This window comes from Pseudoalteromonas mucoides (assembly GCF_049257175.1).
GTDB lineage: Bacteria > Pseudomonadota > Gammaproteobacteria > Enterobacterales > Alteromonadaceae > Pseudoalteromonas.
Genome location: NZ_JBMMUC010000001.1, coordinates 52,523 through 79,147, shown reverse-complemented (window position 1 = coordinate 79,147; position 26,625 = coordinate 52,523). Strand labels below are relative to the sequence as shown.

The 26,625-nt window shown below is 37.2% G+C and carries 26 protein-coding genes; 13 read left to right on the top strand and 13 right to left on the bottom strand.

Going from position 1 to position 26,625, the window contains the following annotated elements; translation table 11 throughout:
• Window positions 1-118: 118 nt before the first annotated feature.
• Complete coding sequence (gene ydiJ / locus AAEU30_RS00345) at window positions 119-3,163, top strand: D-2-hydroxyglutarate dehydrogenase YdiJ (RefSeq protein ID WP_421958763.1); 3,045 nt, start codon at window positions 119-121, stop codon at window positions 3,161-3,163.
• Window positions 3,164-3,211: 48 nt separating this feature from the next.
• Here the strand turns inward: ydiJ and AAEU30_RS00340 are convergent, their stop codons facing one another.
• Window positions 3,212-4,411 carry a cation:proton antiporter gene (locus AAEU30_RS00340; protein WP_421958762.1) on the bottom strand — a complete coding sequence of 400 codons (1,200 nt, stop codon included), beginning with the start codon at window positions 4,409-4,411 and terminating at the stop codon, window positions 3,212-3,214.
• Window positions 4,411-5,622 (bottom strand): tyrosine-type recombinase/integrase, encoded by a 1,212-nt coding sequence (locus AAEU30_RS00335; RefSeq protein WP_421958761.1) that lies wholly within the window; start codon window positions 5,620-5,622, stop codon window positions 4,411-4,413. Before AAEU30_RS00335 ends, AAEU30_RS00340 begins: the two co-directional genes overlap by 1 nt.
• 132 nt (window positions 5,623-5,754) lie before the next feature.
• Between AAEU30_RS00335 and AAEU30_RS00330 the strand changes: the two genes are divergently transcribed.
• Window positions 5,755-6,318 carry a lipid-binding SYLF domain-containing protein gene (locus AAEU30_RS00330; protein ID WP_421958760.1) on the top strand — a complete coding sequence of 188 codons (564 nt, stop codon included), beginning with the start codon at window positions 5,755-5,757 and terminating at the stop codon, window positions 6,316-6,318.
• Between the two features lie 100 nt (window positions 6,319-6,418).
• Here AAEU30_RS00330 and AAEU30_RS00325 read toward each other — a convergent pair whose 3' ends face one another.
• Window positions 6,419-6,757: a DUF3693 domain-containing protein gene (locus tag AAEU30_RS00325; RefSeq protein ID WP_169017723.1), complete on the bottom strand. Its 339-nt coding sequence runs from the start codon at window positions 6,755-6,757 to the stop codon at window positions 6,419-6,421.
• A gap of 131 nt (window positions 6,758-6,888) precedes the next feature.
• On the opposite strand from AAEU30_RS00325, the gene AAEU30_RS00320 reads away from it, so the two are divergent.
• From AAEU30_RS00320 to AAEU30_RS00280, 9 genes are all read left to right on the top strand, one after another.
• Window positions 6,889-7,089, top strand: a complete 201-nt coding sequence (locus AAEU30_RS00320) for a hypothetical protein (protein WP_421958759.1) — start codon at window positions 6,889-6,891, stop codon at window positions 7,087-7,089.
• 1 nt (window position 7,090) lies between these two features.
• Window positions 7,091-9,082: a replication endonuclease gene (locus AAEU30_RS00315; protein WP_421958758.1), complete on the top strand. Its 1,992-nt coding sequence runs from the start codon at window positions 7,091-7,093 to the stop codon at window positions 9,080-9,082.
• Between the two features lie 39 nt (window positions 9,083-9,121).
• Window positions 9,122-9,439: a hypothetical protein gene (locus tag AAEU30_RS00310; RefSeq protein ID WP_339691079.1), complete on the top strand. Its 318-nt coding sequence runs from the start codon at window positions 9,122-9,124 to the stop codon at window positions 9,437-9,439.
• 266 nt (window positions 9,440-9,705) lie between these two features.
• Window positions 9,706-9,984 (top strand): hypothetical protein, encoded by a 279-nt coding sequence (locus AAEU30_RS00305; RefSeq protein WP_339691077.1) that lies wholly within the window; start codon window positions 9,706-9,708, stop codon window positions 9,982-9,984.
• Between the two features lie 63 nt (window positions 9,985-10,047).
• On the top strand, window positions 10,048-11,667 hold the full coding sequence (locus tag AAEU30_RS00300; RefSeq protein ID WP_421958757.1) for a hypothetical protein: 1,620 nt from the start codon (window positions 10,048-10,050) through the stop codon (window positions 11,665-11,667).
• 12 nt (window positions 11,668-11,679) lie between these two features.
• Window positions 11,680-12,018 carry a DUF5455 family protein gene (locus AAEU30_RS00295; protein ID WP_369678222.1) on the top strand — a complete coding sequence of 113 codons (339 nt, stop codon included), beginning with the start codon at window positions 11,680-11,682 and terminating at the stop codon, window positions 12,016-12,018.
• Window positions 12,019-12,020: 2 nt separating this feature from the next.
• Window positions 12,021-13,262 (top strand): zonular occludens toxin domain-containing protein, encoded by a 1,242-nt coding sequence (locus AAEU30_RS00290; RefSeq protein ID WP_421958756.1) that lies wholly within the window; start codon window positions 12,021-12,023, stop codon window positions 13,260-13,262.
• Between the two features lie 87 nt (window positions 13,263-13,349).
• Complete coding sequence (locus AAEU30_RS00285) at window positions 13,350-13,535, top strand: hypothetical protein (RefSeq protein ID WP_421958755.1); 186 nt, start codon at window positions 13,350-13,352, stop codon at window positions 13,533-13,535.
• Window positions 13,536-13,752: 217 nt separating this feature from the next.
• Window positions 13,753-14,163 carry a hypothetical protein gene (locus tag AAEU30_RS00280; protein WP_421958754.1) on the top strand — a complete coding sequence of 137 codons (411 nt, stop codon included), beginning with the start codon at window positions 13,753-13,755 and terminating at the stop codon, window positions 14,161-14,163.
• A 25-nt stretch (window positions 14,164-14,188) separates the two neighbouring features.
• Here AAEU30_RS00280 and AAEU30_RS00275 read toward each other — a convergent pair whose 3' ends face one another.
• Complete coding sequence (locus AAEU30_RS00275; RefSeq protein ID WP_421958753.1) at window positions 14,189-14,947, bottom strand: hypothetical protein; 759 nt, start codon at window positions 14,945-14,947, stop codon at window positions 14,189-14,191.
• Window positions 14,948-15,127: 180 nt separating this feature from the next.
• Here AAEU30_RS00275 and AAEU30_RS00270 point away from each other — a divergent pair, with 180 nt between their 5' ends.
• Complete coding sequence (locus AAEU30_RS00270) at window positions 15,128-15,514, top strand: hypothetical protein (protein ID WP_421958752.1); 387 nt, start codon at window positions 15,128-15,130, stop codon at window positions 15,512-15,514.
• A 164-nt stretch (window positions 15,515-15,678) separates the two neighbouring features.
• On the top strand, window positions 15,679-16,002 hold the full coding sequence (locus AAEU30_RS00265) for a hypothetical protein (RefSeq protein WP_421958751.1): 324 nt from the start codon (window positions 15,679-15,681) through the stop codon (window positions 16,000-16,002).
• A 412-nt stretch (window positions 16,003-16,414) separates the two neighbouring features.
• Here the strand turns inward: AAEU30_RS00265 and AAEU30_RS00260 are convergent, their stop codons facing one another.
• The 9 genes from AAEU30_RS00260 to AAEU30_RS00220 form a co-directional block, all read right to left on the bottom strand.
• A complete protein-coding gene (locus AAEU30_RS00260) occupies window positions 16,415-17,815 on the bottom strand; it encodes a GGDEF domain-containing protein (RefSeq protein ID WP_421958750.1) in 1,401 nt (466 codons plus the stop codon).
• An 87-nt stretch (window positions 17,816-17,902) separates the two neighbouring features.
• Window positions 17,903-18,946 (bottom strand): patatin-like phospholipase domain-containing protein, encoded by a 1,044-nt coding sequence (locus tag AAEU30_RS00255; protein WP_421958749.1) that lies wholly within the window; start codon window positions 18,944-18,946, stop codon window positions 17,903-17,905.
• 66 nt (window positions 18,947-19,012) lie between these two features.
• A complete protein-coding gene (locus AAEU30_RS00250) occupies window positions 19,013-20,419 on the bottom strand; it encodes an alanine/glycine:cation symporter family protein (RefSeq protein WP_421958748.1) in 1,407 nt (468 codons plus the stop codon).
• A gap of 408 nt (window positions 20,420-20,827) precedes the next feature.
• Window positions 20,828-21,274 carry a hypothetical protein gene (locus AAEU30_RS00245; protein ID WP_421958747.1) on the bottom strand — a complete coding sequence of 149 codons (447 nt, stop codon included), beginning with the start codon at window positions 21,272-21,274 and terminating at the stop codon, window positions 20,828-20,830.
• Window positions 21,275-21,277: 3 nt separating this feature from the next.
• Window positions 21,278-22,309 (bottom strand): hypothetical protein, encoded by a 1,032-nt coding sequence (locus tag AAEU30_RS00240; RefSeq protein WP_421958746.1) that lies wholly within the window; start codon window positions 22,307-22,309, stop codon window positions 21,278-21,280.
• Window positions 22,296-22,565: a hypothetical protein gene (locus AAEU30_RS00235; protein ID WP_421958745.1), complete on the bottom strand. Its 270-nt coding sequence runs from the start codon at window positions 22,563-22,565 to the stop codon at window positions 22,296-22,298. The genes AAEU30_RS00240 and AAEU30_RS00235 overlap by 14 nt, the downstream gene beginning before the upstream one ends.
• A complete protein-coding gene (locus tag AAEU30_RS00230; protein WP_421958744.1) occupies window positions 22,558-22,827 on the bottom strand; it encodes a hypothetical protein in 270 nt (89 codons plus the stop codon). The genes AAEU30_RS00235 and AAEU30_RS00230 overlap by 8 nt, the downstream gene beginning before the upstream one ends.
• A 3-nt stretch (window positions 22,828-22,830) precedes the next feature.
• Window positions 22,831-25,695, bottom strand: coding sequence for an FtsK/SpoIIIE domain-containing protein (locus AAEU30_RS00225; RefSeq protein WP_421958743.1), 2,865 nt, complete (start codon window positions 25,693-25,695; stop codon window positions 22,831-22,833).
• 10 nt (window positions 25,696-25,705) lie between these two features.
• Complete coding sequence (locus tag AAEU30_RS00220) at window positions 25,706-26,365, bottom strand: hypothetical protein (RefSeq protein WP_421958742.1); 660 nt, start codon at window positions 26,363-26,365, stop codon at window positions 25,706-25,708.
• Window positions 26,366-26,625: the final 260 nt, after the last annotated feature.

The following is a 26,625-nucleotide window of genomic DNA, read 5'->3' as shown; positions in this document are numbered from 1 at the left end:
GAGTATAATTAATACACGGCTAAATACGATAAAAAGAGTGTTACAAACTGTAAAAACATCAATTTTCTATCTCTATTTGCATGGTATAATGTAACAAATGTCTTAATTTATCACCGTCATGATAGCAACAATAAGTCAACAAGATAGCGCCAGCGAATTAGTAGTAAGTTATTTAGAAACAATCACTAACAAGGGATTTTCCGGAGATACGGATGCAACTTATGGTACACGCCTTACTGCATCAACCGACAACAGTATCTATCAACAAATTCCACAGGGAGTTATTTTTCCTAAATCTGAAAAAGATATTCAAATAGCCCTCCAAACTGCTGCACAAGATCCATTCCTGTCACTAACCTTCGGCCCACGCGGTGGAGGAACAGGAACTAATGGTCAATCTTTAACTCCCGGTATTGTTGTTGATTTGTCCCGTTACATGCGTGAGATTTTAGAAATAAATACAGATGAAGGCTGGGTTCGTGTGCAAACCGGTGTAATAAAAGATCAACTTAATGATTTTTTACGCCCATATGGTTTTTTCTTTGCCCCAGATTTATCGACCAGTAATCGCGCAACAATAGGTGGCATGGTTAACACTGACGCGTCAGGCCAAGGCTCTCTCGTTTATGGTAAAACCAGTGACCATGTTTTAGGTTTAACCACCTTTTTGGTCGATGGCACACAAATGACTACAAACCCAATAGCCATTGATAAAGCCAAATTAATTGCTGAGCAAGACACCGTCATTGGTAATTTATACGCCACTGTATTAAATGTTTGTTTGGATAACCGTGATGCTATATTACAAAAATTCCCTCGTTTAAATAGGTTTTTAACCGGGTATGATCTAGAGCATGTGCTAAGTGATGACTTACAAACTTTTGATATGAGTCGTTTGATCACAGGTTCTGAAGGGTCACTCGGTATTGTTACTGAAGCAAAACTTAACATCACATCAATCGCCGAATTCAAAACCCTAATAAATATTAAATATGATAGTTTTGATTCTGCGCTACGCCATTCTCCTTTTTTAGTCGAAGCCCGTGCCACATCAGTAGAAACGGTCGATAGTAAAGTTCTGAACTTAGCACGACAAGATATTGTATGGCATTCAGTATCGGACTTAATAACAGATGTTGAAAATAAAGATATGCAAGGGCTCAACATGGTTGAGTTTAATGCTGTCTCGCCTGAAGATATCAAAGATAAAGTAGACACCTTGTGCCGTTTACTAGATGAATGTGTTAAAAATCAAGCTAATGGTGTTATTGGATATCAGCTAACCAGTGACAAGGCCGACATTCTAAAAATTTATGGTATGCGAAAAAAATCAGTCGGCTTACTTGGCAATGCTAAAGGCTCCCAAAAACCATTGGCCTTTGCAGAAGATACTGCTGTCCCGCCCGAAAATTTAGCTGATTTTATCGTCGAATTTAGAGCGTTGCTCGATAGCCATAACTTACAATATGGTATGTTTGGCCATGTTGACGCGGGGGTATTGCATGTACGTCCAGCGCTAGATATGTGTGACCCAAAACAAGAACAGTTATTACGCGTAATATCTGATGAAGTAGTAAAACTCACTACAAAATATGGCGGACTAATGTGGGGCGAGCACGGCAAAGGCTACCGCAGTGAATATGGTCCTGAATTTTTTGGTGATCACCTGTTTAAACAATTACGCATCATAAAAGCTGCTTTTGATCCGCATAATCGGATAAACCCCGGTAAAATATGCACTCCTATTGAAAGTGAAGACTCACTAGTCAGTGTTGATGGACAAAAGCGTTCGTGGTTCGATAAGCAAATATCTGTTGATGTAAAAACCAGTTTTAACAATGCTATGACCTGCAACGGTAATGGCATTTGCTTTAATTACGATGAAAAATCACCGATGTGCCCATCGTACAAAGTAACTGGAGACCGTCGCAATTCGCCTAAAGGGCGTGCAAGTTTAATGCGCGAGTGGTTACGTTTACAAGAATCTAAAGACATTGATTTACTCGAAGTAGAAAAGCAACTTAATCAAGGTGAAGTGATCACTTGGTGGGAACGCTATCAACATAACCGCGATAAAAATAAAGGCGTTTATGATTTTTCTCACGAAGTAAAAGAATCAATGGATGAGTGTTTAGCTTGCAAAGCATGTACTACCGCGTGCCCAATAAAAGTTGATGTGCCAACATTTAGGTCACGGTTTTTAAATTATTATCATAGTTATTATGCAAGGCCACTTAAAGATTACCTTGTAGCCAACATTGAAAATAGTGCTCCGGTAATGGCATCTTTTTCAAAAGTTATAAACCCAATTGTAAATACAAAATTGGTTTCGGCTTTAATAAGAAAAACGGTTGGCTATGTAGATACTCCAACACTAAGCTCGCCACGTTTAACAAAGCGTATAGGTAAAGCACATAATTTTAATTTTGAAAAACTATCAGCACTTTCTAGTGCAGAACAAAATGAATATGTTTTAATTGTACAAGACCCATTTACCAGTTTTTATGAAGCCGAATTAGTAGAGAGCTTTATTAAGGTGATCATAGCCCTTGGCAAAAAACCTATTTTATTACCGTTTAAACCAAATGGTAAACCACAACACGTTAAAGGTTTTTTAAATGAATTTAAACGCACGGCAAAAAATGCTGCGCAATTTTTAAATTCATTATCTGAAATTAACGCTCCACTTGTTGGTTTAGATGCATCTTTAGTTATGTGCTATCGCGATGAATATAATTCTATATTAGGTGAACTACGTGGTGACTTTGAAGTTTTGCTTGCTCATGAATGGTTAGCAACTCAGTCATTTAAAGCATTGGCAAATAAAATCTCAAACGACACACAGTTTACGTTATTAAGTCACTGCACAGAAACAACTGCCATGCCAAAAGCGGCTAATGTTTGGCAAAATATATTTTCTGATTTACGTTTGTCATTAAATACAACTGCAACAGGATGTTGTGGTATGGCAGGTACCTATGGCCACGAAGCACAAAACCAAAATAACTCACGGGCACTTTATGAAATGAGTTGGCAAAGTGTTATCAAAAAGAACAAACCTGAACAATTACTTGCAACTGGTTTTTCGTGTCGTAGCCAGGTTAAGCGTTATGAAAAGTTCAAACCAAAACACCCCATTGAGTTACTCGCTCAAATACTATAAATAATTTTAAAAGCGGTAAGACTTTACTTACCGTTTTTTAATTAAAATTTATTTTTTATAACTGTCAGCAATTGGCTTGGTACTCATGCCATGAATAAATACACTAAATAAAATTGTTGTCATAGCGATAGTCGCAATCTGTAATTTATTTTCAATTTGCGTGTCTATTATCATCATAGTAAATACGATTGATGCTAAACCTCTCGGGCCAAACCAAGCGAAGGTAAAACGATCTTTAATTTTTAAATTTGTAAATTGCAAACTAATCATCACAGGTATAATGCGCAAAGCAGTAACACTTAATATTGCAAATAAAGCTATCTGCCAATTCAGTTTTGGGAAAACTAAATAACTACAAACAAAACCAAATAAACACCAAATTAGTAAACCTGTAAAATCTGCTATGTGTTCACTGTCTTCAACTAGCTTTTCTCTTAAAGTTTGTTCTGTGAACCTGTCAAAAATTAAACCAGCAACAAATACTGCGATAAAACCACTACTGTGAACACTTTGAGCAATTGAAAAAATTGCCATCGCCATACCAATAACTAAAAATGGGCTGGTGTTATTTGAAAAATAATGGCGTTGCATTGCAAACTTAATTAGAGGGATAAACACTGCCATGGCTGTGATCGCAATAAACAGTGCAAGGCCAAGTTCCCGAACAAATATCTCTGCGACTGATAAAATTGAAAATGATTTTTCAGGTTCTTGTGCTAATAGCATTAAAAGTAAAAATACAGGAACACACAAACCATCATTTAAACCGCTTTCCGTATTAATTCCTTCACGTATTTTTTCTGGCACTTGATTACTATTTAATAAACCCTTACTTAATGCTGCATCTGTTGGTGTTAAAATAATCGCAACTAACGCAGCTTGCACTAAAGTTAACTCTGTAAACATAAAGCTTGCAACCGTAATCCCTGAAAATAAAGTCAGAGGTAAGGCTAAAAACAATAATAGGCTAGGGTATTGAAAGCTATGTTTTAAAACAGAAAGTTTAGTTTTTGCTGCATCAGTAAATAAAAAAATGCTCAAAGTTAATTCTATTAAAGGTAATAACTTATCCAGATCAGCATTCAAGTATTTTGATTCGTTTGGAGCTTCAGGTATAAAAAACGCAATCAGCATTCCAACTAAAACAAAAAACATAGGGCCAGTTACTTCGACAATTTCAAGCTGTCTAATAGAAATCGAATAGGCTAAAAAAGCCAAGCCGATACTTGCTAATACAAAGTATTCCATTAAATTTTCCTTTTAATACCAGATTTAGCACGTTCTTTTATATTTGTTTGAATATAAATTTGATCGGTCGTCGCTATTTTGGCATGACCTAAATCTTCAGATAAATGTTTTAAAGGCCGAGTTTGAGCATCATGAGTCGCACCAGTATGGCGTAGCCAGTGAGCAGTAGCCGACTCTAATTGTTCTGCATCATCAGTAAAACCATCTTCTAATAAAGATTGCTTTGCTAAATCAAAACTTTGTTGAACTAACCGACGTATTTGCCTAACAGTCATCCCACCTTGACCACGAATTTTATGCACCAATGGATCTGACTCATCAACGCGGGGAAGGGCAGTTAAACCACGATAAAGTCGATAACGCTTTAAATATTCAATAAAATCTTCACTTAAAGTAACGTCTCTTAATTTATTACCTTTACCCATTATTCGTAAAAACCAGAAGCCATCGTTATCTTGCCAAAAATGTGACATTACAGGTGACCATTGTGGACGCTCTGATAATTCTGAAATCCGTAAATATAATCCTTTTAAGCAGGCTAAAGTAAAAAGATTTCTTTCAAAGTCTGGTTGCTGTTCACATTTGTCGCGCGTAACACCGAATACATATTCCCATTGAATGTCACTTAGCGTATCTGGTATTTTAATTTGCGATTGCACAACTAAATAAGGGCTATTTTTTTTAACTACAGGAACAAAGTTAGCAAATGTCTTTTCTTCTAAAATTGCAAATTTATAAAATACATTCAGGGCGGTGAACATTGCAGCTAAGGTTTGTTGGCTAGCAATGGATTCTTTACGCATGAAAGGGCGCCAATTTTCGTTTAACCTGCGTATTCCTTGCTCGTCTTTATAGCGCCACTGGACTGAAGTTGTTGACCAAGCAGAATCTGGCTCAACCATAAAATCTACATAACTTTCAATGTCTTCACGTTTTAATTCGAATACGGATTTTTCTGCAATTAACCAAGACCATAAATAAAAACGTTCAAGTTCATTTCTAAATCGGTTATAAGTAGCCTCAGATTTTCGGCCATACACATATAAAAACTGGTATAAAAATTCTAACTCAATTTTTGATTCAGCAACAGTCAAGCCAACTTGCTGTATAAAGGAGGCAAGTTCTGGGTATTCTGATTGCAATGTATCATCTTCAAGGTGAGCAATTTGATACCGTAATTGTTTTAATGTATCGACCAAAGCAACAAGCATATTGAGCTAATTTCTATTAAAATAAGATAGTTACAGTTTAATTGTAAAGTCCGATACTGTCTAGTATTAGACATTAAACAGTTCTAAAATATTAATTATCTCTTTGCTGTTGTCGGTATTTAAGGAAAGCATATGAAAAAGTTTATTGTTTTAAGTTTAGTTGCTCTAACTTTAGTATTATCTGGGTGTGCTACAACAGGTAGCGCTTCGCCAAGTGAAAAACGTACTTTAGTACAAAATATGCGTGCTGATACGTTAGCTAAATTATATACAGAAAAGCCCGATGTAAAACAGCAAATTGCTGGTTCTGCAGGCTATGCTGTATTCGATAACGCTAATGTAAATGTTGTACTTGCCAGCTTTGGTGGTGGTTATGGTGTAGTAAAAAATAACTTAACAGGTAAATCAACCTATATGAATATGGGTGAAGCCGGTTTAGGGCTTGGTTTAGGTGTAAAAGATTTTAATGTAGTTATGGTTTTTCATGATCAAGCTGCATTAAACCGTTTTGTTGAACATGGTTGGGCCTTTGGTGGAAATGCCGATGCAGCTGCAAAATACCAAGATCAAGGTGGAGCTATAGTGGCAGAAGCCATTGCAGATCAAGTAACTGTTTATTCATTAACCGAAAATGGCCTGGCATTACAAGCTATATTAAAAGGCACTAAGTTTTGGGTAGATTCTGAGCTAAACTAAACATTTAAAACCCTTCTAAAAGTGGGCTAGTTTGTATGATTACGCCCACTTTAATTCAAACCAGCCAATTTAACATAACGTAATTTATGGGCTATCGCTATTACGCAAATGCGTCCTCAGTTGGAGCGTTTGCTAGTCCTGCAACTAGTGTTAGCGCTACACATGCTGCACTAATCTTTTTTACAATATCAGACCAGATTTGACCTTCTTCCTTCGATTTTGATTTTTCGATAGCAAGTTTCAACAATGCTTCTTTTTGATCCATACCAATGGTATTCGCCATAAAAATGCACTGATTCGCTGTTAGATGACGTGTTCCCTTTTTAATTTGGGACATATTACCAGAGTTAAATTCTTCAAAATCAGAAATAACTTGTTTATCCTGACTGTAACCCATGAAATTTTTATATTTTTCAATTAGTTCGTAACTAAAGTTCATAGCATTTCTCCTCGCTAAGTTAATTATAACTGTCAATCTTGATAAATAAAAAGTTGACAACTGTCAAGCGTGAAAGTTAGACTCCAAAACATTCAAGAATGACAGTTTGTCACCTTTATAGGATTAAGGATATGACTTTAGAAATAATCCAAGAATTGGATTCCACGTTATCAATGTACCTTTTGGATAATTTTTCTATCTCAATTTCTGAGCCTGTAACTATGGTTCTTTGGCTAACTTCTTATTCTTTTATGATCTTAATGGCTTTGGTTACTATCAACCAATTAACCCAAGATACCTATTCATCTTCATCAAATGATGATGAGGTTTGAAATGAACTCATTATCTAACGCCCAATATTCTCAAGTTTTCCCGTTAAATACTGCAATGAATTTAACTGCAAACTTGCACCCTGCGAACACTGCAAAGGACGTTTTCGAGAACCTTTCTAAGCCAATGAAAGAACGCTTTTTTGACTTTGAATCATGGCGAAATCGTATTTTTGAGCGTCATTCAAACCTTGCTCATATGCTTAGCACCGGTTACTTTTTGGCTGAAAAATTCAACAATTTAGCTGAAGCAAACAAGCGTTTAAAATCTGCTGATACCGTTTTAACCCTTGGAAATTTTAAACACGGTCATATAAATTTATCTTGTTCAGACGATGAATTATGCGAAATTGCTGAGCAAAAAGCGCGCTATTGCGAGCTTAAAATAAGTAAAAACGGCCACACTTTATCTGTATTTAACATCCTGGTTAAATACTTAAATTCCTTTGATATTCAGGAGCCTGAATTAGTTACACCTTATTGCACACACTTTGCAGCTGACTCTTTAACAGGTATTTTAAATCGCTTTGCCGACCCTATTTTCTGGCGTCGTAAATTACGTAAAATCCAAGCGTTTACTATTGAACAATTAGCGCGGGATTTAAGACTCGTACATAAAAAAGCGAGTGCTTATGTATCACAACCAACCATCCAGAACCGCCGAGAACGTAAGCGTAAATCAGCCGAAATAATGTCTGATTTATTTGTTGTTCCAAACGATGCAAACCCGTTTGATGAGTTCGAAACACTGCAATCAATTATTGAACGTTCGCATACATCCGGTAAACAACAAGCGGCTGAATTAATGGTTCGTATTCGTGGTTTTGAAGAACTAGCAGACATGCATGGCCATCGTGGCGAGTTCTATACATTATCTGCGCCTAGTCGTTTTCATGCAGTTCACCATACTGGTAGACCTAACAATAAATATGATGGGTCAACACCTCAAGATGCACAGGAATATTTTAACGGTATTTGGAAACGTGCCCGCGCCCTATTCTCTAAACAAAATTTACGCCCGTATGGGTTTCGTGTTGTTGAACCACATCATGACGGTTGCCCACACTGGCACATGCTTTTATTCATGGAAAAAGGCGATGCAATACAAGTTCGCGCAATCATGAAAAAACTGTGTACGGAAGATACACCTACCGAATTTAGAACAAGCACCACTCGCTTTAAGGCCATTACGATTAATAAAAGTAAAGGCTCTGCTGCTGGTTACATTGCTAAATACATCACTAAAGCGGTGACTGGTGACAGCATAGACAAGGTAATTTGCTCCCAAGCGGGTGAAATGAAAATACTCCCAGCGGATGCCGCAGAACGTGCATCTACTTGGGCGAGCACGTTTGATATTAGACGTTTTCAGCAAATTGGCGGCCCTTCGGTCACTCTTTGGCGTGAACTTAGACGATTAGGCCAAGGTGATACTGGCAAATGTGAGGTTGCAGACGCAATGAATACAACACTAGATACAGTTTCAAAATACGCACTTGAGAAGGTACGCCAAGCCGCTGATTCATCAGATTGGAAAGCGTTTTGTCTTGCAATGGGTGGCGTACAAGTTAAACGCAAAGACCAAACCTTACGCATTCACTACCAGCTCCCCGATATTGTTGACCGTATCACGGGGGAAATTAGCCGCAGCGAAACCAAATCGCCCTACTTTGCTACTAAATACGGCGACCAACCAGCAAATCGTATTCTTGGTGTTGCATGGGATGCTGTTGTTGTTATCACTCGGCGCGGTACTACCCAGATACTCACTGAAAAAGATATTAAAGCACAACGTAAAATCATGTGCGGTGTCTCTGAGCAGATACAAGGCTGGCACGATGATGGTCGTTTATTCGCACCTAGTGATGAAGATATGCAGTTCCTTGAAGCGTGCGTTCTTGAGGATTATCAAAACATGTGTCTATTCATGGACTATGAAGCTTTGGCTGGCAACATTTCGAGCGACGAAGTCGTGAGCTTGGACTTGTGTCATTAACTGTAACTATTAATAAAATTAAACCCAATTGGAGAAATTATGAATATTGAAGGCGCTATAACAGACCTAGTAAAAGTTAACCGCACAGACGATAAAGGCGCTGCTTTGCCTACGACTGGTGAGTTTAAGTTACATACTAAAAACCCTGCTCAAATTCTATCTGTGAAATTATCAGCAGAACAATACAGCAATGGCACGTATCAACAGTTAGAAGGTTTGCAGTCTGACCCTAACGGCTGGGGCTTAAAGCCTGTTTTACTCAATATTGAATATTACGAAGGTGCTAACGTTGCGCGTCAAATGGATTGGAAAGGTTTCCGTTTGCATAGCTTACCAACTGAAAATAAGCCTAAGTAATTTTGATTATCCCTCAAATAATACCAGCCCTTAAGGTGATTATTATGGATATGGAACACTTAATAGTCGCAGCAATTATGCTCGGCTCATTTTATGCGGGATTCCTCAGTGGAAACCGTTAACAGTATTGATCCAGTGCTTGCGAAAATCATTGGGTCAGCAGTTCTTTGCTGGTTGTCAGGCTATGGCGCAGGCAAAGTTTATAACTTCGTGAGTGAAATTTTTAAAAAAGGCTCACGTTCACAATAGTACAAGGAAACTTAATAATGAATCAAAATCTACCCGCAGTGATTGCGACTAAACGTAAACCGCTTGTAAGTAAAAAGGTATTAGCCCCTGCATTAATGCTTGGTGCTATGGCTTTTTCAATGACTGCAAGTGCAGCACTTGATGCAACCGTTGTTGCTGATATTCAAGCCGAAGTATTAGGCGATGTTGGAACTGCTGTTGCCGCTGGTTTTGCAGTACTAGCAGTTGTTTTAGCATCATCAATCGGTTTCTCTTTACTTGGTACATTTATCAAGAAAGGTGCAAGCGGCGGCTAATTAATATAGTCGTTTTATGGCGGGGTTCGCTCCGCCTGTTCCCTCGAACTAAAGGCGTTAATTATGCGATTATTGATTTATACATTGGCGCTTATTAGCGCTTTTTTTGTTTCAGCTGATGATGAGTACGACCCTGATACTCTTATACCAGCAAAAAACGAAGATATAACAGGTTATACAATTTGTTATAAACTTATCACGGACAGGTATCCACTTTTTAACCCTGTACAATCAGTAACAACAATTCAAGGTACAGACCCTTCATCATGTTTAGATAATACATATCAGGGGATTGGTTCTTATTCTGGTATCTCATACACTTTTAATCATGAAACTATCAAACGCAATGACTCTAATTATTTATTTGTTGAGTATTCTTTTAAAGCAGATGAAGAACAACCCACAGCTTGGAAAAATAATGTTGTTGCCATGGGTGCTGAAGTTTATAAGACACAATCTTCAAACTTTTATACATGCCCACCTGACGGTAGTCCTGAACACATTATTAAAGTTGGTGAAAATCAATGTGCAAAGCCTAAATTTGCGGATTGCCCTGCTGGCTATCATTCTAAAGGTGCATCAAAAGCATTAGGTTCTAGTGAATGTGTTCCTAAAGACTGTCCTGCTGCTGGCGCTGGCGAAAATCTATATACCAGCCCTAATTTGGGTGTTCCTTTCTCTGGTGGGGGCATGTATTGCAATGATGGCTGTGCCTACTCTGTTACTCCTTCTCAAATATCTTCACCTAAGCATGCCGCTGGAACTAGTCAAGGTGTAGCGTGTGGAGATAAACCTTATGATAACAAAAAGCTTGCAGATGAAGGTGAAGATGATAAATGTGCAATAGCTACAAATGGTTCAGTTGATATTATGAGTTGCCCTAACGCTAACCCAACAACACCGGAAACTGACCCGCACAATAACGATGATTCAAAAGTTGGTGAAGAAGGTAAACCAGAAAAACCTAAAGATAATTGTGCTGCTGGTGACTCTGAGTGCAATCTTCAAAATATTGAAAAACAAATTGAAAACAGCTCAAACAGTATCATTAAAAATGACAACGAACTTCACAATAAAAAAATAGATGCTGATACCAAGAACACACAAGCTGTATTAAATATTATGGAAAGCGTCGATACTTCTATCCTATTGCAAACTAGCCAAGACGATAAATTACACGCTGTTACCGTCTCAAAATTTAACAAGCTTATAGATGCTGTAAATGGTCTTGATGTAGGTGGCGGCGGTGGTGGAAATGGCACAGGTAACGGGGCTAATAATGGCACTTGTGTTGGTGAAGGCTGCTCTGATGACTCTAAGTATCAAGGTGACTGTGAAGGTGAATTATGTGATTTAGATATAAAGCCAGAATTAGAGCAAATCGATAGCGATATTATTGACTGGTTCAATGAAAAAATCACTTTACCGACTGAACTCACATCTTCATTTTCAACAATGCAGAATTTTATAACGTCTAATTTCGCCTCATTTAATGGTACATGTGTTCCTTTTACCTTAGACGTTTCTATTGCTGGAAATCAAAAATCAATTGCGGTCAGCCAGCATTGCGAACCCTATGAAACGTATTTTAAGCCCCTCGTTGAGTGGTTACTTTGGACTTTAACAGCAATGACTTTATTAAACATGGCTGCTCAAGTTTTTCGTTCATTCTCTGCTGTTTAAGGATTTATTACTATGCCATTACTCGCTGCAATACCCGCATTTTTAGCAAGTTTAGCGGCTGCTGCTTCACAGTTCTTTGCTTACATAATTTATAAGTATGGTCGAAAACTCGTTTTAGGCGCTGCTTTCATAATTGCGTATACCGCTATTATTGTCGTCTTTGTATCAACCCTCAATAGCGAATTTTCAAAATTACTTTCTACATTGCCAAACAATAGCTTTTCACAGGCTGGTTTATCACTTGTACCATCTAATGCGATTACATGCGCGGGTATCATAATCGCAGTAAAAATAGCGCAGATGGTTTACAACTTCACGATTGGCATTCTCAAAATTAAATTTAAGGCTTAACTATGTCTAAAGGTATTTTTGTTGAGGGTGTTAAACGCTCTGGTAAAACTAAATATGCAATTGATCTAATCCATGACTATTTAAAACGTGGGCGTCGAGTCGCTACGAACCTAGACTTATATTTAGATAAAATGGGCGATATTAAAAACCCTCATGTAATTCGTATACCCGACCATCCGAGAAGTTTAGACTTAGTAAACTTAGGGTGCGGTTATCCAGAACTAGAAGAAAGCGATTCTAATTATGATGAATCAAAAAATGGTTTAGTGGTTATCGATGAATTATTAACACATCTAAATTCACGATCATTTAAAGATAAAGACCGACTGGCCATCGTGAGCTGGTTTGTTCAAATGGGAAAATATGGCTGGGACTTAGTTTTAATTGGTCAAGACTTTGAAGGGGTCGATAAACAGCTTAGGGATACCACAATAGACCAACGCGTTAACGTAAAATCAGGGGCTAACTATTTTGGCTTTGGATTTGTAAACGGGCTAGCGCATAAAATCTTTGATGTATTTAACGTTCCTAAGTTTTCAGTTGCCCGTTTTTATGATGGAAAATCAAAAACACGTAAAGCCCAGGGCTACCAGTTTTATATAAAATCTTGGTGCCACCCTTGGTATAACACAGCGCAAAAGTTCCTACCTGATTTAATGACTAATAAACGTGGCGATTTAATAGATATGCGCGCTGCTTACTCTATGGTGCCTACTGAACAATTAAAAAAATGGTATTTAATACGCGATAAAATCAACGAAACCATTGAGAAAAAAGCGGACGCTAAAAACGAACCTAAAGAACCAGTTTTAAAGAATTGGCACAAAATAGCTATTTCCGCCCTACTTGTCTACGGGCTTTATTATTACTTTTCATCCGATACACCACAGATAAACACTGTAAGTAAATCAACTACAGCAGATGTATCAACGTCTAATAATCCACAGCAAAACACTGATCAAACCCCTGACATTATCAGTGGTGTTTATATTACGTGCTCTGTCGCTTCATCAACAAGCAAACTGTATTGTTTTGAAAAAGCAGGTGAACCGTTTTACCCAAACGATATAGAAATACTAGTAATAGCGGTCTCAAATTGTAGCGCTCAGCTCTATGTTGATAAAAAGCCATATAAAGTTTATTGCAACCCTAAGCGCGTTGATTCTTGGTCATCAGCTAAACCTGAAACAAATACATCAACCCAAGACGATACCCAAGAAAGTAGTTTTTTAGCCGCTAATTAGCGCGGCCATCACTCTAGCGCTTGCCGCAGATGATGGCCGCGCTTAGCGGCCATATAACCTAATTAACAACCCGTCACTGGTGACACTATGACTAGAAATCAAAAGTACGAACAAAAGCAAAAAGACAAAGGGTTAAAAAAAGTAACCCTTTGGATACCTGATGATTCAGAAGTTGAAATAAAACAGATGATAGATTTTTTAATCGATAACCCTGACCACATACCCTTTATGGCTCGAAGTGTTATAACTGGTCGCATGAAAAAGGCAGTTTAGCGTACCTATGGCGCAGCCATGTAGACCGCACACTTTTATTAATTTAGCATCACAGTTTATCGGTCGTAACCAAGCGCAGCGCAACCCCAGCCCTTAGTTACTCTATATCGCGCTTGCGCCCTTGATAAGCCATTACGGAATTATTGATAATGCTCAATCCGAGATTAACACCTATGCCAAGTTCACATTGTGATTTTTAATAAAGGAGTAAATCACAATGGGAAACTTTAAATTGCAATTTGTGTCATTATTCGGCTATGACTATGCAAAAGGAGCTAAAGAACTGGGTGTTAGTGAACGTCAAGTAAGGCGTTACGTGAAAGCAAATAAAGCATCTAAACCAATCGAGATATTAATCTCTATTATGCATCGCGGTTACTTGCCACCAACTGGCCCATGGGCAGATTGTAGAATTTCCTATCACGACAACGTAATGTCTACACCTTGGGGAAAGGTTAAACCATCCGATGTGCAACTCGTTCATCGTTATAAATGGTCAGCAAAGGAACATGAATCCATGTATAAAACACTGAAAGAACAAAATAAGACGCAAGATGTATATTTATCTGACCTACAAAGCCAACTGTTGGATATAATTGGGGAGATTGCTGAGAGAACAGGGAGTTAATTCAGTAAGGGCTTTCAGCCCTTATTTAGTTTTTATCTATTTTTTGAAATAGCTCAGGTATCATCCGTTCACTAAACCCACCAATAATAGAAAGTAATGCTAAACTATAAAGGTTATCACTTGCAAAGCTTAAAGCTAACCCTGATTTAGATAACAAATATATTATTCCTCCAGATATTGAACCGAGCAATCCAGTAAACGACGCTTGTAAAAATATATACTTTTTACTTAATTTTGCATCAAAGTTAATCTTATCATTTCTCTGTAAAACGGAAAATAATGAGCCTATACAACCGCATGATATGCAAATATACAACATATTAAATATAGCCTCTGAAAAGCTATATAGAATAATGCTCATTGAACTATAAACTAATGTTAACAATACCGAGAACAGTATAAATATACTTTTTAACTGATAGTTTGTTCTTAATTTTTTTATTCTAGATTCAATTACATTATAAGTTTCATCACATTCATCTAAGGTACTAGCTTTTAAAGAAACTATTAATGCATTGCAAACGCTACCTAATATATTTTCATAAACTGTATCTGGAATATCTTCTGGAATTTGCTCGTATAATTCATAAAACCTTGATGCAGCTCTGTCAGATATAACATCTACCGTATCTTGGTATTCCCAACCTATGTTACCGCTTTCTGTTTCGAAAACTATACAATGAGGTGAAGAGCGGTATATATGCTTTATAACTGTTCCACTTTCACAAATAGATCCAACTGTATATTTCGTTTTATCATCAACATTCTTTAATGTTGGTTCCATATTCAACCTGCTATAATTTTAAATTATTCGGTAAGCCATTATTATTGATTGCTTTTCGACCTATCATTATAAATTCATTTTGCTGCTCTTTTTTTGCATCATACCATAACTTACCGCATTTACTTTTGCTATTGGTTGTACCTGATATAATTTAGACTTATAAATAATGGAACTTACCATATGGAATTGAACTACCTAAAATTATATTTTTCACTCTCCCTCACTGGCTTAACAATTTTTGCTGGTATCGAAAGTTACTATTCATACAAAGCATATGTATTAGCAAAGGAGGCAAAAGCCTATGCAATTCAAGCCCAGCGTGATGCTAAAGCAGCATCTGCCAGAGAAAAGCTTAGATTGGATAAATTAGCTAAAGAGCAAGCAAATAGACAGAAAACAATTAACAATGCTCAAAAAACTAACAATGAAATTTGTTCTTATTGGACTAAAGAATATTTACAAAATAGAACTGAATATAACAAATCTATGAAGGATGGGGCTTGTGAAAGAGCTATGAAACCACCCGTTCAATCATCTACGCCAGTTATCAATTTAAGAGGTAACTAGCGTCAAACTGTCACACCTGACAGCACTATTAAACTATTAATAAAAAAGGGCTTTTCGCCCTTTTCTTTAATATTACGTACCATGAATTATAGGCTATCTTTAAAGGTGACTTTTAATTTTAAATACATTAAAATCATAAACTTAAATATTAACAAAGGATTGCTATGTATAAATTTATAATTTTTTTATTTCTAACTACACTTCTAACAGGCTGTGCAAGCCATTCTTCTCGTCAAGTTTTTAAAACAGACTCAGGTGAGAATTTAAACATCACTGGAACATCTTCGCCCAGTCTATTTATAACTATATATATAAATGGAGAAGTTGTTATTAATTCTATGCCTATCCTTTCTGATGAAATGGTTGGTGAATATAATTCTTCAAAAGTTAGAGCTAAGTGTAAGTTCGAATCTCAAATGTTTGGCTCAAAAAAAGAATGTGATGTCTATGTAAATGGCAAGTATGCTGCTAATTTATACTTTAGATAAAGACAACCTGTCAACAATGATCGTGGGTTAAGTTATTAATAAAAAAGGGCTTTCTGCCCTTTCTTAATATTACGTACCGTAATTTATGGGCTATTAGTAATAAGCCAAAATAATCGATAGCTTATATTTTTCAATCGTGGATTCAAATCTGAAATGCATTACGTTTAGGCTTGGTAGTAAAGCTCTAAGAGAAACAATTAACGAAGTATTATCAACTGAATGGGCGGAATCTTAATCAGTAACTAACGACTAACTGTCCCAGCTGACGCTTAAGTTAAATAATTAATAATAAAGGGCTTTTCGCCCTTTTCTTTAATATTAGTAACCATACTTTATGACCCATTAGGCATTGTTTAGCTTGATGAAAATATCACTTTCAATCATGACTTAAACATTTACGTTTAAATCACTATTAGTCACCCTCATAAACAACTACTTTATTACGGCCTGTTTCTTTTGCGGTATATAACGCTTTATCAGCATTTGAAATTATATAATCAACTTTCTCTGTTTGAGTTACTTCACTTACACCAATAGACGCTGTTACATTGCTGTATATATCTGTGTAGCCTTCAATATGGGTTTGTTCGATTTCTGTTCGTATTTTTTCAGCAATTCTATGTGCGCCTGATTTATCTGTTGAAGGTAATAAAATAGCAAATTCTTCTCCGCCTAATCGACAAACTAAATCTGTTTTTCGTACATTCATAGCCAGTTTTTTTGCTATTTCTATCAGTACTTTATCACCAACTAAATGCCCTGCTTTGTCATTAACGAGTTTAAAGTGATCAATATCAACCATTAATAAGCAACTTGGGTTTTCTTTACTTTTGGAATTACCAATTTCTTTTTCTGCTAAATCCATGAATCGGCGTCTATTAGCTAATCCTGTAAGGCTGTCATGTGTAGCAGCTTTAAGTAGAGCAAATTCAGCAATGCGTCTTTTTTCATCAACTCGTTCTTGAATTATCGCGCTTGAAATTATTAATATAATGATAAACCAAGATATAATAACAACATATAAACCAAATAAGTCTTCGACTTCACTAGATACTATTGTTTTTATAAATAAGTATCCGATTAATACAGGCACAACATAGCCCAACATGACTTGGAAACGTGCTATTCGCCCACCAATATGTGGTGATAGTAAAGCATAAACAGCCCCACTGTCAGCATTAATACACAGCACACTTAACGCCAATAACAAACCATAGGTTGTTGTTAAAATAGACATTTCACCAAAGAAATTGGATATTCCATACGCATAGCCGATGATCGACAGCATAGGGACTGCCATTCCAATAAAAGCGAGTAATTGGCTTGTTATTTTTTTATTCAAGCTTGTAAAAATCATCGATAATGATAAACACGCTAGCATTATGGCTGTATTTATTCCCATAGAATTAGATAAACCTAATTTATGCTCATTATTTATTACTGCTTGAAAAGGTGTGATATGACGGGCTAAATCTGTGTTGAAATAGTTATCAAATATAATAGTTGATGAAATAACTAAACTCAGAAGACTAAAAATAGGCTTTATATATTTTGATATTTTTTTCTGTTGAAGTAATACAGTCAAACTAATAAAAATAACACTTAAAGCCGTTAAAGGGTTTGTTGCCGCCCCATTTAGTAGTGGACGATACAGCTGAGGTGCGGAAAAAATATAGCCAGTGATTGAAAGTAATATTAATAAGAAACAACCTAATGAAAATGCTTTGGCCATTACTTTTACATAACGAATTCGCTGATCATATGTCAGCGCTTGTTGTTCATTATGTAACTTTTCAAATGTAGCTATCGCCATACTCTATACCGTTTAGTGCTCTTTTTCAGAGGCTTATGATATAGATTTGAATAAATTAAGCAATTGTTATCGCATTTATAACATTTATTATTCTATTAAAGTGGGCTTCATTTTATTATTCAACTGTTGATCAAATGCATCAGCTAGTTTTTCAGTTTCATTAAATACTGTACGCCAATATTTAATTCGGGTGTCAGCATCGAGATCAGTAAAGTCAGTTCTGTCTGGAATTTTTCCATAAGGAAGGTTTGCTATAAATTCCTGTGATGGTGAAATCATGACGACATTGTCATAATTTTCAGGGGCAACTGCACGTTTTAAACTTTTATCAAACCACCCTGCTTTTGGTGTTGAGTTAAAATGTGGATATAAAATTAACCCTGGGTTATTTATTTTTAAGTCAAAATGGTAATCAATAATTCCGCCGTCGCGGTACATACCTGGTGGTGAACCTGCAATATTTTTTATGCCTTGCATTACAAGGGGAATTGACCCAGATGCAAGTAATGCATCTTTTAAATTATCAGTGGTTAAATCTAATTGTGTGGTTTTAAATTTATAACTGTCTTCAAGAGTAAAATCACTGTTTGGCGCTTGGTATATAAAGCGTTCATATTGCTTGGTTAAAAACCGGCGGTTTACGCGATTACTCAAATAGCTTTTGGTTAAACCCAATAACTGCAGTGCCTTTTTCTCACTTGCTACCAAACCGTTTGATTTTGCTACAATAAAATGTGATTTAAACACAGGGTTATTAATTATTTCAGCAACGCCGTTATCACCAAAAACGTCTTCAAGTAAGGCTCGCGCTTTTTGTGTGATTTCTTCAGGGGTTGGTTTATTGGTTGCATAACGAGTTTCACTGTATGATTTTGCTAACCGTGTTATAGCCGCAACTGGGTCGTTTTGTGAAAAACACGCTGCACGAAATGCACCGGCAGATGAACCAATTAAGTTTAATTGCTGTGTTCTGCCTTTAAAAAATTCGCCAAAAAGGTATTTATCTAAACCAAATAAGGTAAACCATTTTGGCCCACCGCTTGCGCCTAAAAATGAGGTAAAAAGCTCAGGCTTTAAGCCTTGTTCATTTATTCTTTTTGCTGCCGTTTTACCAGCGTGTATTTCAATCATCGAATATCTTAGTCTACTTAACGTTCAAACTGCATAAATATGCATATTGAGCGTTTTGAAAATGAGTTAATGCCAAATACCTTTTTCTGTTTTACCCTGAATATTAACCTTGTTTGCATTAAATTCAGGCTCTGCGTTTTGTGCTCTTTGTTTATTATAATCCGCAGTTACAGCAAGTATTGTTGGCGTTAAGATGATGATAGCAATAACATTAACCACCGTCATTAACCCTAACGCAATATCGGCTAAATCCCACACTTCTTTTAACGTGGCCGACGCGCCCCACATCATCATAGACAGATATAAAAGCGTATAAATACCACGCCCGAGTTTGTTATCGAGTTTAAATAAATGCAGGTTACTCTCAGCATAAGCATAATTTGCCACTACAGAGGTAAATGCAAATAACGTAATGGCGGCTGCAACAAAGTATACGCCGCCTTGTGCCAAGTGCGCGGTCATGGCTTCTTGGGTTAACCTAATTCCTTCCATTTCGCCGCTGATATTAACATCGGCTAGTAATATAATCACAGCGGTACAACTACACAGTACGATGGTGTCAAAAAACACCCCCAGCATCTGAATATAACCCTGAGTAACGGGATGGTTTGGGATTGGAGTCGCACTGGCGGAAGCATGAGGTACACTCCCCGCGCCTGCTTCGTTTGAATACAGCCCACGTTGAATACCATTTTTAATTGCTGCGCCCATTGCGCCTGCACCTGCTTCTTGCAGGCCAAATGCTGATAATAATATATCTTCTATCATGGCAGGTACTTGGCTAAAGTTTATAATGGTTATGATCACCGCAGCTAATACAAATACTATGCCCATGATTGGCACTACGCGCTCTGCAAAACGGGCGATTGCTTTAAAGCCACCGAGTATAATTGATCCCGCAAGCACCGTAATAACAATACCAGAATAAAAGGTTGGAATTTCAAACGCGTAATTAAGTGCATCGGTTATGGTATTTGTTTGCATTGCACTAAACGTAAAACCGTAACCTAAAAACAAACACAGAGCGAATGCGATTGCGAGAGCTTTGCTGCCTATGCCCTGTTGAATATAGTAAGCGGGCCCGCCTCTAAATTCGCCGTTACTATCGCGCACTTTATACACTTGTCCCAGTACGCTTTCGGCAAACCCCGTGGCCATACCTAAAATGGCAATCATCCACATCCAAAATATCGCGCCGCTGCCGCCAAGTGATATAGCAACAGCAACACCGGCTAAATTACCCGTGCCTACTCGCGCGCTTAGCCCAGTGCATAAGGCTTGAAATGAGCTGATATCGTTTTTATCGCCTTTACTACTGGTGCGCAATAACGAAAACATGTGCTTAAACTTTAAGATTTGAATAAGCTTTAAACGCACTGAAAACCATATACCCGTAAACAATAAAATGTAAATAAGTATTTGTCCTTCGCCCCACAGTAAGTTATTAATTGTGCCTACAATCAAATCGAACATGCTTTCCCTTTATAATTTTTATAAATAATATTGGAATATTAATTCTTAATATTAGAATATTTAATTAATACAACTTTATCTGTATCGTATAAATTAGCAAGTATTACATGACTATAACGGTAAAAAGAATGCTTACAATACACCATAAATAGACTCTTCATTGATTACATTTCATTCGCAGTTTTTAATAGTTTATCTATGAGGTAGTACGCCCGTACAATTAAAAAGCCACCAGCATGTACTATTTGGTTTTTTTATTAAAGTAATGACAGGGTATTGCTCTTATTAAATTAGGACTTGGTCGGTGGGATATTTAATTTGCAAAAGTGCATTAAAAAGCGAGTCAGCTTTGACTCGCGTTGATTTTAATAAATTGGAATAACTAAAAAGTGCTGATATCAGCTTGAGCTATATTGGCTTAACATGAGAATTAGCCGCTTGTTTTTTTGCTGCAACTGATTTTTGCTGCTCTTCAACTTGCTTAGCCATATTCTCACTGGTCCTTAGTGTGCGATCTCGCTCTTGTGATTGGTTACTCAAAAGAGACATCATATCGGTAAACTGCTCATGATGATGTGCTGCTTGATTTAAAAGCTTTTGTAGCTGCTCAAAGTGTTCAGCACAACGCTCTTTTACTTGCGTTACTTTCACATTCTGTTCTAACAGCTCATCGTATGTACTGATCAAGGGTGTCATCTCGCGCGTATTTACTCCTCGACCAGCAGCATCATTCCATTGTGTACGTAAGTGCTCCCAATACTCACTGTAATCAGACTTTGAGAACGTCGTGTTTTCAGCCTCTTCATTTAATATGTTCAGTTTCATGCGATAGAAACTCGGTTCAAATGATGACATTATTTATCCCGCCATTGTAAGAGGTTGATCGTATGAAAGTAATAAAGAGATTTTATCCTGTAAGGTGTATTTTAAACTAAACGCCTGATCCTGTAGTGACTCTTGCTGGCCTTCTAAGCTTTTTAGGTATAAAAAAGCATCGTTGGTGTCTGCAGATAATGTTCCTATCCGCGATGTTTGTTGCTCACAGGTTTCTTTAAAAGCGATGAGTAAAAGGTTAATTTTTTCTAGCGTTTCTAAGCATTCTTTAGAATAAGATTGGCTATATTGAGATTCACGTTTAGTGTGAGTTGCAACTTCCCGCGCTTGCTCTGCTAAGTGTGTTGCGTTTTGCGCATCTTTTATAGCATAGCGAGAGCCATTTAATTGAGTCGTTGCTCTTGTCACTTCTATTCTAGCCGCACTTTCTGCACTCAGTGCAGAATTCACTTCCCCATTTCGTTGACTAACGCTTGAGTGCGCACGACTGACTCTTGCTTCTTCTTGATAAGTACTTACCGGCTCATAGTCATAAAGATCATTGCCATTTCTATCTCTACCACGGTATATTTTTCGTGGTGGTAAACTTCTGACATGATTTAATGCACTTTGAGCCCTTGCTAATTCAGCTTTAGCACTTGCTAATTTACTCTCTGCGTCAATTCTTTGTGCTGTACATCGGCGTAAATGTGTATTGGCAGAGCCCAACCACACATCAGCCTTACGTTCTTGGTTATGCCAAAAGGTTTGTAATTCTCGTGACTCTTCTAAACTTTGCTCACTATGATTTAATGTATTAGTTGCAACTTCAACTTGATGTTCTACCCGAGTATTACGCATATGCGCATGTTCAAGGGCTGCTTCGTAGTTTAAAACTAACGTTTCGTATAGTTCATGCACAGCAAAAACATCAGCCTTTGCAAGCTCTAAAAAGTTTTGAGTAATTGCATGTAGCTGCTGCGTTTCAAACACCAGCGAACTTGCCAATTCCATTTGATAATCAGTTTGATAATCTAATTCTTCTAATTGAGAAACTAACCACCTAGGTTGCATCACTAACATCCTTATCAGATTGCAAAGAGCTATTGCATATATCTCGCCATTGCTCTACTGCCTCTATCAATCGCTCGGTCTGGGCAAATACAATATTAAGCTCAGACTCAACATCCTCTGCACCCAAACCAAGGTAATGCTCTCGTAAAGCAAACCAGCGAGCACGTAATGACTCTAAAGATGACTCAACACCGCTTTGAGTACGCTCAGTAGCAGCAACAAGCGTTTGTAATGACTCATTTATTTCAGCATTAGCCATGCAGATAGGTCCTTATTAATGCAAGCTTTTGAATTAGTTGTGTCGATAAATCATTACAACGCGTATTAGCGAGTGCATTCGATAAATCTTCAATTTCAGATAGCTTTTTTTCCAGTTCCATTTGCATATCGCTAGGAAGCTTAATCATTACTTGCTGTGCTTCAGCAGTAAGTAAACCGACTTGCTTCCTAACTTGACTGCTAAATGATTCAAGCTCCGCCACTAATAATGGAATTTGCTCTTCAACATTATCTAATGACATACACTAAGCCCATTTAGCATATAGATTTGATAAATGCTCAAAGTTCTCATGCAAAATAACATCTTGTGAGTAGCAGTAAGGTTTAAATTTTGTTGGCCTATTTTGCATTTGATCTATATGTAATGCGTAAATAGGTTTTTTACCATCAGCTTGCAATTTTGCTGCATCACGGGTTTTCAAAAACCTAAAACTATCTTCTTCAGACATCTGTAAAGCTACTTTGTGGCGAAAGCTTTCAATATCATTACGGTCAAATGCTTTGGTTACAGAGCGAACGTTATCAAAGCTCAAGACCAAATGAATGCCATATTCCGAGCCTTGTTCAAGTAGCGTAGCTAAATTAACACCGCCATCATCACTGTAGGCTTTCATACCAAATGAGTTGTCTTTTTTAACCAGCTCTTTAACACGCTGGGCTTCATTAACAATAAGGAATATAGAAGGCTCTAATAGCATTTCTTCCTCATCCATATGCTGGCGCTTTTCAAACTGCGCCATAACACTGGTTAAATGAGTGCTAAAATCTTTAAAGCTTTCACTAAATGAGGCGTGATTATTTAATACACTGTCGTTCGCTGCAGACAATACGCCACACCATTGCGAGCCTTTAATACTGCGATCAAGAATATGTACTTGGTATTGTGAGCTTTGTGCGTTGATAGGCAATTGTGCCACCATATAGCTCAACATGCCTAAACGAGCTTCATTACTGTCACCTACCAATAACATATGTTCATGCGCACGCCTGCGTAATATTACTTTTGCTTGGCCATGAATGTTCATTTCTTTACCAAGCCACAATACCGATGGGCGCTCTATTGGATACCATTCATTGTCATTTAAACCACCAAAATGGTGTGGTTTATTAGCGTATGATATCCATTCGTCTTCACTTAAACGTTGTGGTGCAGTAAAAAGTGTCTGTAGTTGGGTATTATCTTTTATTTCTGGTTGTTCTGAACCATCAAGTAAAATTGTATTATTTGTTCCCTGCCACTTATTTGATAACTGCTCTAACATTTGCTCTCTTTGCTGTTCATCAATATAAGCAACTCGTCCTGTATCACAAGGAAGTTCATTCGCACCACCATTGTGGCTAACAACAACCTGACCGGTTTCAGTACAACCTCTGATTAATTGCTTTCCTTTAGAACCAAACTCTTGTAAAGAGGTTACTTCTTCACCGCTCATTTTCATCGCAACACGTAAATTAATATTGCTAAACGTAGCTTGTGGCTGTGACATGCCAGGAACAGTAAATTTTTGAGAGCCTACAAACATATGAATACCAGCGCTTCGGCTTTGTGAAGCAATGCTGATCATCAGTTGTGATCCTAACCCCGTTTTATCATCTTCAAATATCGTTTGATATTCATCAATAATAAGCATTAAGCGAGGTAATTTGCCATTTGGCGACCCTGCTTTTCTATAACTTATAAAATCAGACAGTCCTAAGTTTTTAAACATCTCATTACGACGGTTCATTTCGTCAAGCAACTCTTGTAAAACACTGCGCGCAAGTTGCGGGCTGGTGCTTAAAGAGACAACGCGTGCATGAGGTAATTTAGGGTAACTTTGAAACTCAACGCCCTGTTTTCCATCAATTAAATAAAACTGTAGATCTTCAGGACTGTAACGGCTAGCTAATGAAAGTATAAAAGCATGATAAAGGTTAGACTTACCGGCACCTGTCATCGCCGCTAACATTCCATGTGAAGATGGCTGCTTATTTCGTTCACCAAACCACAGTTCAATATCATTTTTACGACTGCCAGACCCACCAATGGGCGCAGAAATAACTTCCATTGAATCTTCTTGCCACCAAAGTTCAGGGTCCATTTCAATTACATCTGAAAAACCTAATTTAGTTTCTTTTGGCTTAGCGCGGCTTAGGCCATCTAAAATCGCGTTTATAGTATCAGTGCTTCTAACTGAGTCTCTGTAGCCTTTACCTAAATTCCAAGGTAGCTGATTTTCATTTTTATAGATATGTTTTAAATCAGGGAATAGTACCGATAGCTCTGCACCGTTAGGTAATGCTTTATCGCTGTCTAAATCAAGGATAACCATTTTACCCGCTTTTGGACCTGTACTGGCTATCTTAGCTAATAACTCTATTGAACGGCGGTCATATGCTTGCGGGAAGTCCTTTGCAACGATTAATTCAAACTTTGCGTTACCAAGAATTTCTTCATCTACATCAATCAAGCGTTCAGTATTATTATCTAAAAAGCTGTTTTGAATACGCACTATATCTGTCAGTATTTCTTCGAGTACTCGAGAAACATCGTTATCAACCATACGTTTAAACGGTAAACGTTTAGTGTATGGGAAACTTTGTCCCATTTTAATTGGATCAATGAGAGTAAATTGAGATGAATATGGCAGCATTGCTGCAAGTCGAAACACAAGCGTGTTAATGATTGTTATTGAATCATCACCCTGAGCGAACGAGTAGCAATTATCAGATGAATAAAAAGGGATTTCTTTTGGTACTTGAATAACTTGCTTTCCTGATTCCCCAAAACTATAGGTGATCTCTTCAAGTCCTACGACCAGATTTTTTGGTAAGTAGTTATGAGCAAAGTCATATTCTTCCCAATTTACGCTATCAAGTTGTGCTCTTAATGGCTCAGGCAGTCGTGCGCATATATTTCGCAAGTCAGCCGCAGCCTTTGCGGCATTCTGTTTACTTGCTTCATATTCGGCATTCATATTATTTATTGCATTAGGGAATACTTTCCCTTTCAACGTAGCAACTGTATTTTGTATCGGTTTTATTGTGGCAAGTACACTGTCTTTTACTTGTTCACGTGTCGTTTTGCGCGCATCATTCGAGCTTATTAGTTCAACATCATCATTATACATTTCAGTAGCCTTAAAACATGTTCTTATACAAATAACCCGCAACGACTAAAACGAAGATGCTAGTTAGCATTAATCTCTTCATAATTCCTTTACGTCGTAGAGCTTTGGCTGCTTTTTCTTCTGCTAGTTCTTGCAATAGTTTTTGTTCTTCTTCTTCGCGAATCCGTTCGTCTTCCATTAGCTGGTGATAACGAGAGTAGAATGTTATTTCTTGTGACTTTAATTTATTTATGTGCTCTTGAGCTGCGTCGCAGCGCTCTTTTAACGCTGACAAGTCTTGCTGTAGTTCATCGTTAACGTCAGAATCTAATGCGATTGTGTCATGTAAGTTCTGTAACAGTGTTACTGTTTTAAGTGATTCATTAATAGTGGTGAGATTACGACGCAGTAGCAACACTTCCTCTCCTTCGTCGCCATCTTCATCTATGTGCTCGAAAAGATCGTCAGTTGTTTTAAAGTTCTTTGAATTAAAGATTTCTTCGATAAATTTTATTCTGAGTTCGAAGGCATCGACCTGTTCTTTTATCAAGGCTTGCTTAGATGATTTATCTTCTTCATTTTTTATTATCTGGTTACTTGCTTGCGTACCTAATTGATGTAAAGGTAAAAATGCTTTTTTAAACTCGTCGATATTATCGAACAGTTCATTTCCATCCACTGAAATAGTCATCTTTGTTTAAGATTCCATCGCTGATTTTATTACTGCAACAATTAAACGTAACGTTACAGACCTTCATCCGATCTACAGTAACTCAATCTGTAAGTTGTGATGATCGTATTGTTCGAACTAAGCTAAGCATAAAGAATATATTATCTTAGAGAACACCCCATACTATAAATTAAAATATTTAATGTCAATTGACCCCTAAGATATTAACGCGTTGTTACTTCTATATTTTATTTCTTTGAATAATATGAGATTGGTTGTGG

Coding starts and splice junctions, on each gene's coding strand:
- ydiJ (WP_421958763.1), top strand. CDS start 119: ATGATAGCAACAATAAGTCAACAAGATAGCGCCAGCGAATTAGTAGTA.
- AAEU30_RS00295 (WP_369678222.1), top strand. CDS start 11,680: ATGCCATTACTCGCTGCAATACCCGCATTTTTAGCAAGTTTAGCGGCT.
- AAEU30_RS00305 (WP_339691077.1), top strand. CDS start 9,706: ATGAATCAAAATCTACCCGCAGTGATTGCGACTAAACGTAAACCGCTT.
- AAEU30_RS00310 (WP_339691079.1), top strand. CDS start 9,122: ATGAATATTGAAGGCGCTATAACAGACCTAGTAAAAGTTAACCGCACA.
- AAEU30_RS00330 (WP_421958760.1), top strand. CDS start 5,755: ATGAAAAAGTTTATTGTTTTAAGTTTAGTTGCTCTAACTTTAGTATTA.
- AAEU30_RS00230 (WP_421958744.1), bottom strand. CDS start 22,827: ATGTCATTAGATAATGTTGAAGAGCAAATTCCATTATTAGTGGCGGAG.
- AAEU30_RS00280 (WP_421958754.1), top strand. CDS start 13,753: ATGGGAAACTTTAAATTGCAATTTGTGTCATTATTCGGCTATGACTAT.
- AAEU30_RS00275 (WP_421958753.1), bottom strand. CDS start 14,947: ATGGAACCAACATTAAAGAATGTTGATGATAAAACGAAATATACAGTT.
- AAEU30_RS00320 (WP_421958759.1), top strand. CDS start 6,889: ATGACTTTAGAAATAATCCAAGAATTGGATTCCACGTTATCAATGTAC.
- AAEU30_RS00335 (WP_421958761.1), bottom strand. CDS start 5,622: ATGCTTGTTGCTTTGGTCGATACATTAAAACAATTACGGTATCAAATT.
- AAEU30_RS00225 (WP_421958743.1), bottom strand. CDS start 25,695: ATGTATAATGATGATGTTGAACTAATAAGCTCGAATGATGCGCGCAAA.
- AAEU30_RS00340 (WP_421958762.1), bottom strand. CDS start 4,411: ATGGAATACTTTGTATTAGCAAGTATCGGCTTGGCTTTTTTAGCCTAT.
- AAEU30_RS00250 (WP_421958748.1), bottom strand. CDS start 20,419: ATGTTCGATTTGATTGTAGGCACAATTAATAACTTACTGTGGGGCGAA.
- AAEU30_RS00315 (WP_421958758.1), top strand. CDS start 7,091: ATGAACTCATTATCTAACGCCCAATATTCTCAAGTTTTCCCGTTAAAT.
- AAEU30_RS00300 (WP_421958757.1), top strand. CDS start 10,048: ATGCGATTATTGATTTATACATTGGCGCTTATTAGCGCTTTTTTTGTT.
- AAEU30_RS00245 (WP_421958747.1), bottom strand. CDS start 21,274: ATGTCATCATTTGAACCGAGTTTCTATCGCATGAAACTGAACATATTA.
- AAEU30_RS00255 (WP_421958749.1), bottom strand. CDS start 18,946: ATGATTGAAATACACGCTGGTAAAACGGCAGCAAAAAGAATAAATGAA.
- AAEU30_RS00270 (WP_421958752.1), top strand. CDS start 15,128: ATGGAATTGAACTACCTAAAATTATATTTTTCACTCTCCCTCACTGGC.
- AAEU30_RS00220 (WP_421958742.1), bottom strand. CDS start 26,365: ATGACTATTTCAGTGGATGGAAATGAACTGTTCGATAATATCGACGAG.
- AAEU30_RS00290 (WP_421958756.1), top strand. CDS start 12,021: ATGTCTAAAGGTATTTTTGTTGAGGGTGTTAAACGCTCTGGTAAAACT.
- AAEU30_RS00285 (WP_421958755.1), top strand. CDS start 13,350: ATGACTAGAAATCAAAAGTACGAACAAAAGCAAAAAGACAAAGGGTTA.
- AAEU30_RS00235 (WP_421958745.1), bottom strand. CDS start 22,565: ATGGCTAATGCTGAAATAAATGAGTCATTACAAACGCTTGTTGCTGCT.
- AAEU30_RS00260 (WP_421958750.1), bottom strand. CDS start 17,815: ATGGCGATAGCTACATTTGAAAAGTTACATAATGAACAACAAGCGCTG.
- AAEU30_RS00325 (WP_169017723.1), bottom strand. CDS start 6,757: ATGAACTTTAGTTACGAACTAATTGAAAAATATAAAAATTTCATGGGT.
- AAEU30_RS00265 (WP_421958751.1), top strand. CDS start 15,679: ATGTATAAATTTATAATTTTTTTATTTCTAACTACACTTCTAACAGGC.